This is a genomic window from Microbacterium sp. A94 (assembly GCF_051842855.1).
In the GTDB taxonomy this organism is placed as follows: Bacteria; Actinomycetota; Actinomycetes; order Actinomycetales; family Microbacteriaceae; genus Microbacterium.
In genome coordinates, this window is the sequence record NZ_JBPXMU010000011.1 from 1 (window position 1) to 5,651 (window position 5,651).

Here is a 5,651-nt window from a genome sequence, read left to right on the forward strand (position 1 = left end):
TGATGACTGGGTCGGGGGAGCATCCGATCCTTGAGAACTCAACAGCGTGCACTTGTCAAATGCCAAATTATCCTCGTCGGTCTTCGGACTGGTGAGAATTCCTTTGGATCAAAGACCAGCCCTTCCGGGGGTTGGCATTTTAAATGAAGTCAGTTTGATTCATTTCTTTGGTCAGTTCAAACTCGCTGCTCACACCTTTTTCCGGTGTGTTCAGTATTTTTCTTTTACGGAGAGTTTGATCCTGGCTCAGGATGAACGCTGGCGGCGTGCTTAACACATGCAAGTCGAACGGTGAAGCAGGAGCTTGCTCTTGTGGATCAGTGGCGAACGGGTGAGTAACACGTGAGCAACCTGCCCCTGACTCTGGGATAAGCGCTGGAAACGGCGTCTAATACTGGATACGAGACGCGACCGCATGGTCAGTGTCTGGAAAGATTTATTGGTTGGGGATGGGCTCGCGGCCTATCAGCTTGTTGGTGAGGTAATGGCTCACCAAGGCGTCGACGGGTAGCCGGCCTGAGAGGGTGACCGGCCACACTGGGACTGAGACACGGCCCAGACTCCTACGGGAGGCAGCAGTGGGGAATATTGCACAATGGGCGCAAGCCTGATGCAGCAACGCCGCGTGAGGGATGACGGCCTTCGGGTTGTAAACCTCTTTTAGCAGGGAAGAAGCGAGAGTGACGGTACCTGCAGAAAAAGCACCGGCTAACTACGTGCCAGCAGCCGCGGTAATACGTAGGGTGCAAGCGTTATCCGGAATTATTGGGCGTAAAGAGCTCGTAGGCGGTTTGTCGCGTCTGCTGTGAAATCTGGGGGCTCAACCCCCAGCCTGCAGTGGGTACGGGCAGACTAGAGTGCGGTAGGGGAGATTGGAATTCCTGGTGTAGCGGTGGAATGCGCAGATATCAGGAGGAACACCAATGGCGAAGGCAGATCTCTGGGCCGTTACTGACGCTGAGGAGCGAAAGGGTGGGGAGCAAACAGGCTTAGATACCCTGGTAGTCCACCCCGTAAACGTTGGGAACTAGTTGTGGGGTCCATTCCACGGATTCCGTGACGCAGCTAACGCATTAAGTTCCCCGCCTGGGGAGTACGGCCGCAAGGCTAAAACTCAAAGGAATTGACGGGGACCCGCACAAGCGGCGGAGCATGCGGATTAATTCGATGCAACGCGAAGAACCTTACCAAGGCTTGACATATACGAGAACGGGCCAGAAATGGTCAACTCTTTGGACACTCGTAAACAGGTGGTGCATGGTTGTCGTCAGCTCGTGTCGTGAGATGTTGGGTTAAGTCCCGCAACGAGCGCAACCCTCGTTCTATGTTGCCAGCACGTAATGGTGGGAACTCATGGAATACTGCCGGGGTCAACTCGGAGGAAGGTGGGGATGACGTCAAATCATCATGCCCCTTATGTCTTGGGCTTCACGCATGCTACAATGGCCGGTACAATGGGCTGCAATACCGTGAGGTGGAGCGAATCCCAAAAAGCCGGTCCCAGTTCGGATTGAGGTCTGCAACTCGACCTCATGAAGTCGGAGTCGCTAGTAATCGCAGATCAGCAACGCTGCGGTGAATACGTTCCCGGGTCTTGTACACACCGCCCGTCAAGTCATGAAAGTCGGTAACACCTGAAGCCGGTGGCCTAACCCCTTGTGGGAGGGAGCTGTCGAAGGTGGGATCGGTAATTAGGACTAAGTCGTAACAAGGTAGCCGTACCGGAAGGTGCGGCTGGATCACCTCCTTTCTAAGGAGCAACTGCGCCCCTCGGGGTGACAGAGCCCAGATCAGAACATACGTTTCTGCTGGGAGCTCATGGGTGGAACATTTGACATGGTGTGAAGGATGGTTCCTTCTCTTAGTACACTGCTTCGGCGGTCGGAACGGGGATGGGGCTGGAGGTCACATCTGCACGCTGTTGGGTCCTGAGGGACCGGGTACGTCTGGGTCTTTAGGCCTGGGTGTGACGGATTCTCAGGGCCTCTTGCTGTTTCCCTTTCGGGGGTTGCGGGGAGGGGTACCGCCCGTACTTTGAGAACTACACAGTGGACGCGAGCATCTTGCAGCCGGCCTTCGGGTTGGCTGCGAAAGATGATCTTAAAGATCATTAGTCAATTTCTGATCAACCCTTGTGGTTGGTCCGAGTTTTTTGATTCAAACTCATGTGATTTTCAAGTCTTTAAGAGCAAACGGTGAATGCCTTGGCATCTGGAGCCGAAGAAGGACGTAGCAATCTGCGATAAGCCTCGGGGAACTGATAAGCAAGTTTTGATCCGAGGGTGTCCGAATGGGGAAACCCCGCTGGGCGGCGTGCCGACCTAGTGACTCCCGCCTGAATATATAGGGCGGGTAGAGGGAACGTGGGGAAGTGAAACATCTCAGTACCCACAGGAAGAGAAAGCAACCGCGATTCCGTTAGTAGTGGCGAGCGAAACCGGATCAGGCTAAACCGAGTGTGTGTGATATCCGGCAGGAGTTGCATGTTCGGGGTTGTGGGACTTTTCAGTCATCTCTGCCGAGATGGCGGTGTTACAGAAGCGTATAGACGAACGGTCTTGAAAGGCCGGTCATAGAGGGTGCCAACCCCGTAGTCGAAATGCGTGTTCTGACACGAAGAGTATCCCAAGTAGCACGGGGCCCGAGAAATCCCGTGTGAATCTGTCAGGACCACCTGATAAGCCTAAATACTTCCAGATGACCGATAGCGGACAAGTACCGTGAGGGAAAGGTGAAAAGTACCCCGGGAGGGGAGTGAAATAGTACCTGAAACCGTTTGCTTACAAACCGTTGGAGCCTCCTTAGTAGGGGTGACAGCGTGCCTTTTGAAGAATGAGCCTGCGAGTTAGTGATATGTGGCGAGGTTAACCCGTGTGGGGTAGCCGTAGCGAAAGCGAGTCTGAATAGGGCGATTCAGTCGCATGTCCTAGACCCGAAGCGAAGTGATCTATCCATGGCCAGGTTGAAGCGTGTGTAAGAGCACGTGGAGGACCGAACCCACTTAGGTTGAAAACTGAGGGGATGAGCTGTGGATAGGGGTGAAAGGCCAATCAAACTTCGTGATAGCTGGTTCTCTCCGAAATGCATTTAGGTGCAGCGTTGCGTGTTTCTTGCCGGAGGTAGAGCTACTGGATGGCCGATGGGCCCTAAAAGGTTACTGACGTCAGCCAAACTCCGAATGCCGGTAAGTGAGAGCGCAGCAGTGAGACTGTGGGGGATAAGCTTCATAGTCGAGAGGGAAACAACCCAGACCACCATCTAAGGTCCCAAAGCGCGTGCTAAGTGGAAAAGGATGTGGAGTTGCTTAGACAACCAGGAGGTTGGCTTAGAAGCAGCCACCCTTGAAAGAGTGCGTAATAGCTCACTGGTCAAGTGATTCCGCGCCGACAATGTAACGGGGCTCAAGCACGCCACCGAAGTTGTGGCATTGACATTATTGGTAGGCCTTCGTGGTCCAGCCGTGTTGATGGGTAGGAGAGCGTCGTGTGGCCAGCGAAGCGGCGGAGTGATCCAGCCGTGGAGGCTACACGAGTGAGAATGCAGGCATGAGTAGCGAAAGACGTGTGAGAAACACGTCCTCCGAAAGACCAAGGGTTCCAGGGTCAAGCTAATCTTCCCTGGGTAAGTCGGGACCTAAGGCGAGGCCGACAGGCGTAGTCGATGGACAACGGGTTGATATTCCCGTACCGGCGAAGAACCGCCCAAGCTAATCCAGTGGTGCTAAGTATCTGAATCCTCATGACCGGATCCCTTCGGGGTGATGGGGTGAGGCCTAGCGTACGACCCCATGCTGGTGCGGTTAGCGTATTAACAGGTGTGACGCAGGAAGGTAGTCCAGCCGGGCGATGGTTGTCCCGGTGCAAGTGTGTAGGCCGAGTCGTAGGCAAATCCGCGACTCATACAGGCTGAGACACGATGCGGATAAAAAGTGGATGATCCTATGCTGCCAAGAAAAGCATCGACGCGAGGTTCTAGCTGCCCGTACCCCAAACCGACTCAGGTGGTCAGGTAGAGAATACCAAGGAGATCGAGAGAATCGTGGTTAAGGAACTCGGCAAAATGCCCCCGTAACTTNCTGCCCGTACCCCAAACCGACTCAGGTGGTCAGGTAGAGAATACCAAGGAGATCGAGAGAATCGTGGTTAAGGAACTCGGCAAAATGCCCCCGTAACTTCGGGAGAAGGGGGGCCTTCGGCGTATAGGGATTTACTCCCGAAAGCGTTTGGAGGCCGCAGAGACTAGTGGGGAACGACTGTTTACTAAAAACACAGGTCCGTGCCAAGTCGCAAGACGATGTATACGGACTGACGCCTGCCCGGTGCTGGAAGGTTAAGAGGACCGGTTAGCCGCAAGGCGAAGCTGAGAATTTAAGCCCCAGTAAACGGCGGTGGTAACTATAACCATCCTAAGGTAGCGAAATTCCTTGTCGGGTAAGTTCCGACCTGCACGAATGGCGTAACGATTCCCCAGCTGTCTCAACCGCGAACTCGGCGAAATTGCACTACGAGTAAAGATGCTCGTTACGCGCAGCAGGACGGAAAGACCCCGTGACCTTTACTACAGCTTGGTATTGGTGTTCGGTGTGGCTTGTGTAGGATAGGTGGGAGACTGTGAAGCGGATACGCCAGTATTCGTGGAGTCATTGTTGAAATACCACTCTGGTCATATTGGATATCTAACTTCGAACCGTAATCCGGTTCAGGGACAGTGCCTGGTGGGTAGTTTAACTGGGGCGGTTGCCTCCCAAAAAGTAACGGAGGCGCCCAAAGGTTCCCTCAACCTGGTTGGCAATCAGGTGGCGAGTGTAAGTGCACAAGGGAGCTTGACTGTGAGACTGACAGGTCGAGCAGGGACGAAAGTCGGGACTAGTGATCCGGCAGTGGCTTGTGGAAGCGCTGTCGCTCAACGGATAAAAGGTACCTCGGGGATAACAGGCTGATCTTGCCCAAGAGTCCATATCGACGGCATGGTTTGGCACCTCGATGTCGGCTCGTCGCATCCTGGGGCTGGAGTAGGTCCCAAGGGTTGGGCTGTTCGCCCATTAAAGCGGTACGCGAGCTGGGTTTAGAACGTCGTGAGACAGTTCGGTCCCTATCCGCTGCGCGCGTAGGAAGTTTGAGAGGATTTGACCCTAGTACGAGAGGACCGGGTTGAACGAACCTCTGGTGTGTCAGTTGTTCCGCCAGGAGCACCGCTGATTAGCTACGTTCGGGATGGATAACCGCTGAAAGCATCTAAGCGGGAAGCCGGCCTCAAGATGAGACTTCCATACCTTCGGGTGAGAGGCTCCCAGCCAGACTACTGGGTTGATAGGCCAGATGTGGAAGCACGGTAACGTGTGAAGCTGACTGGTACTAATAAGCCGATGACTTGATAACACACCGTTTGTTGGTGCTTGCGTCCACTGAGTGGTTCTCGATGTACGGTCGAGAACCCTAACAGGCATACACGTATGCCTTTAGGTTTGATTGAAACATCAATAGTGTTTCGGCGGCCATAGCGTGAGGGAAACGCCCGGTTACATTCCGAACCCGGAAGCTAAGCCTCATAGCGCCGATGGTACTGCAGGGGGGACCCTGTGGGAGAGTAGGACACCGCCGAACTTCTTTTAGACAAAATGGCCACCCAACGCTGGGTGGCCATTTTGCGTT

General features: G+C 54.2%; 3 rRNA genes. All 3 read left to right on the plus strand.

The window, feature by feature from the left end:
* Positions 1–223 precede the first annotated feature (223 nt).
* The 3 genes from ACSU1L_RS16390 to rrf all read left to right on the plus strand — a co-directional run bounded on the left by ACSU1L_RS16390 (position 224) and on the right by rrf (position 5,603).
* Positions 224–1,750 (plus strand): 16S ribosomal RNA (locus ACSU1L_RS16390).
* A gap of 422 nt (positions 1,751–2,172) precedes the next feature.
* A 23S ribosomal RNA gene (locus ACSU1L_RS16395) occupies positions 2,173–5,378 on the plus strand.
* Positions 5,379–5,486: 108 nt separating this feature from the next.
* Positions 5,487–5,603: ribosomal RNA gene (rrf, locus tag ACSU1L_RS16400) — 5S ribosomal RNA — on the plus strand.
* The 16S, 23S and 5S rRNA genes sit together here, the layout of an rRNA operon.
* The last annotated feature ends 48 nt before the right edge of the window (positions 5,604–5,651 follow it).